General features: G+C 55.2%; 5 protein-coding genes. 3 read left to right on the forward strand and 2 right to left on the reverse strand.

Annotated elements, in window-relative coordinates; translation table 11 throughout:
* Positions 1 to 362 precede the first annotated feature (362 nt).
* The gene (locus D3D02_RS21025) at positions 363 to 536 is read left to right on the forward strand and encodes a hypothetical protein (RefSeq protein WP_199723161.1); all 174 of its coding nucleotides are present in this window, start codon (positions 363 to 365) and stop codon (positions 534 to 536) included.
* A 467-nt stretch (positions 537 to 1,003) separates the two neighbouring features.
* On the opposite strand, the gene D3D02_RS17845 is transcribed toward D3D02_RS21025, so the two are convergent.
* Positions 1,004 to 1,300, reverse strand: a complete 297-nt coding sequence (locus D3D02_RS17845) for a hypothetical protein (protein ID WP_121571292.1) — start codon at positions 1,298 to 1,300, stop codon at positions 1,004 to 1,006.
* A 182-nt stretch (positions 1,301 to 1,482) separates the two neighbouring features.
* On the opposite strand from D3D02_RS17845, the gene D3D02_RS17850 reads away from it, so the two are divergent.
* Together D3D02_RS17850 and D3D02_RS17855 are read left to right on the forward strand one after the other, a co-directional pair.
* Positions 1,483 to 1,674: an AbrB/MazE/SpoVT family DNA-binding domain-containing protein gene (locus D3D02_RS17850; RefSeq protein ID WP_158599412.1), complete on the forward strand. Its 192-nt coding sequence runs from the start codon at positions 1,483 to 1,485 to the stop codon at positions 1,672 to 1,674.
* 120 nt (positions 1,675 to 1,794) lie between these two features.
* The gene (locus D3D02_RS17855) at positions 1,795 to 1,992 is read left to right on the forward strand and encodes a hypothetical protein (protein ID WP_121571294.1); all 198 of its coding nucleotides are present in this window, start codon (positions 1,795 to 1,797) and stop codon (positions 1,990 to 1,992) included.
* A 104-nt stretch (positions 1,993 to 2,096) separates the two neighbouring features.
* Here D3D02_RS17855 and D3D02_RS21290 read toward each other — a convergent pair whose 3' ends face one another.
* Positions 2,097 to 2,279, reverse strand: coding sequence for an SHOCT domain-containing protein (locus D3D02_RS21290; protein ID WP_233560698.1), 183 nt, complete (start codon positions 2,277 to 2,279; stop codon positions 2,097 to 2,099).
* Between the last annotated feature and the right edge of the window lie 513 nt (positions 2,280 to 2,792).

Raw genomic sequence — 2,792 nt, forward strand, 5'->3', positions numbered from 1 at the left:
TGTTGTTTTCGTGGCGGTGTTGCTTACGGACATCGCTGGCGCGGGGAATGGCGTTGTCTTACTTGTACGGGGCCTCGTGACAGTAATCGGTCTCTGTGTCGTACTGTACGCAATTCTTTTTGCATAGAGGGTGCCATAGAATTCCTACATTTATACACCATCGGTGTTCGGTTAAGCCCGAGCCGACGGTTCTGGAGGGTTTGAGCATCGGTCGATTTCGCCGTCTACGCCCGGCTCAGGCAATCTCGAACCCCATAGAATATTACTGGGAGTGTTAACCGAACACGGATGATCATACCTTGCGTTCCCTCAAGATCAGATATATAAAAGAATATGGTCGTGTACTCGATTGGACCATTCATATGCCCTCCATCTTCGACAGTCCAGTCGCCCGCTATGGTCTCAGCCTCGTTAATGCCGCGATCATCGCCATTATCGCATTCGTCCTGCTCGAAGGTACGATCCGCTGGGTCGCACTCGGAATTGCTGCCCTAGAAATAGTTGTCACCCCGCAAATACTGAAACACGCAGAGTAACGCTCCTACGGGTCTCAAGCGTCGATTCGACAGATCAGAACACGTCCACAACGATAATCGGCACTGTCTTGCGATTTGAGTCTGCATCAGCAGCTTCGAGGGGAGAACCGGAAGGACTCAGTCAGCTTCGTGCTGTTGCACGACCGTAGGCACAGCCCGATCGCCGGCCGCCGCCTCGTCCCAACTCACCCCATCCACAGCCGTCAGGCGCCCGAAGCAAGACGGCCGCGAACACAGCGAGTACCGCCGGGAGCGAACTGTCAGATCCAGTTTTGCGCGGAAGTAGTCCGCAGGATCCTCCGAGATCACCGCGCCTGGATCGCCGTTGGCCACACACGCCGGGATCGCTGCGGTCGGATCTGACGGATCAGGTTCCGGGAAGCGATGCAGTGCCCGCCCGCGCTGACTGCGTAGTCGCAAGCCATACTCCGGGAGACTCTGAATCGGGACCGGAATCTCCGTGCGCATCAGTCCGCCTGGCTATCGGCCTGCTCGAGGACTTTCCGCTCGACGTCGGTCAGCGTCGGTTCCGCAGCTTCGGGTTCGGGAGGATCCTCCGGCGGCTCGGGAAGTTGCGCCGTGAGCATTCCCTCCGATTCGTCGAGTTCGAGCAGCACCATCGGATCGTCGACGGCGAGTTCCGATTCCTGGATAGTTGCGTCTGGGGTTTCCTTATACAAGAGGCCAGAGGCTTCGATCATCCGCGCGGGGATCGTGAGCCGGAAGGAGGCGCCGCCATCTTGCAACCGGACACAGTCCATCATCGCGAATCACCTGCTCGTAGTCGGGATGTGGGAATGCTGGTGGAAAGCAGCATACACCCACAACAGGGAGCAAAGACTATGAAATCGGAGAATCACCAGAGAGTCCATTACAGACCCATTGGATGCCCCAGGGAACTACTGTCTTAACAGAGATCAAGTGGGTTCCACACGAGGAACAGGATATGTCGGAGTCCCTCACGGAGTTGTTCGCAGACACGCGTGCCGTCCAGGAGGCTAACGGCAGTTACACGATCACGATCCCCAGCGAGATCGCGGCCCGCTATGGGATCGAGGCCGGCGACGACGTCCTGTGGTACGATGACGGTGAGAGTGACGAGCCGCGGTTTCTGCCACCGAGTGTTCGCGACACCTAAGAGCTAAGCTTAGGGCGTCTCGGGACAGTTATTGCGTCAAACCGCAGCACTGTGTGTACCTCGCATACAAATATGTGTGTTTTCCAAATGTTATTTTTATTGAGCAGATCAGGACCCGATATGGCGGACACACCCGTCGATGCAATCGACGCCCTCCTTGCGGACGCGACAGCGGAAGTCGATGATCCAGAGGTCCGATACAAACTCAGAACTGCGCGCCAGCTAACGGATGTCATCGAACAGCATCACGACGACCTCGTTGCAGTAGCCGTGGATGCGACCAGTAGTGACGAAGTCGAAAAGCACCCCCACGAGTGAAGACGGTCAGTTGAGTAGCAACATACAGGGAGTCATAGAAGACTCCCCACACCCACACAGGAATCGCTCACTACAGAAGAGAGACGTATCGCCCAGCACAGGAGTCACTCTATCACGCGCTCGCGCTCGGTCGTCTGCTGCTCCAGTTCTTCCGTTTTGATGAGTTGGTCGAGACGCTGCTCAAACGCTTCGTCATCAAGTTCACCTTCCGCATACCGTCGCCGAAGCGTTTCAATTGGCGTTTCGTTCGCTTCGTCTGTCCGCTGACCGTCCTGTAGACTGTCCACAGGGGCCGCATTCGCCTGACGAACGACCCCTCGTACCAATTGTCCGGCGACCCCAAGCGTTACAGTACTGAGCAAGAGGAACAAGAGTCCTGCCGCGACGTTTCCAGATAATCCAACGACTCCGAGTACGAGTGCTGGGACACCAATCAAACAGGCGACGATGGCAGTCGCAGTTCGACCAGCGGGACTTTGGGGGGCATATTGGTGGACCAATTCAAACATAATTGTTTCGTAACTAGTTCACAACTTAACTATCTCGGAAACGGAACAAGGATTCGATCAAGAAACGAATTTAAGATTTGTGTAGAGAGGTAGGACATTGGTCAACGCGCAACCAAATTCTCACGGCGAATTCTGTTGTAGAACCGTGGAATAAACACCGTGGCAACTCCTATGAAAATCCTGCAACGAAAAATAGCAGGTGATTGATGATAATTATTGGGGTGAGCTTCAGCTCACCCGAATGTAGGCCATCGAATCACCAGACAGCAGTGATCTCCGACCGGTTCGTTA

Origin of the sequence: Halobellus sp. Atlit-38R, from assembly GCF_003665925.1 — an archaeon.
In the GTDB taxonomy this organism is placed as follows: Archaea; Halobacteriota; Halobacteria; order Halobacteriales; family Haloferacaceae; genus Haloquadratum; species Haloquadratum inordinatus.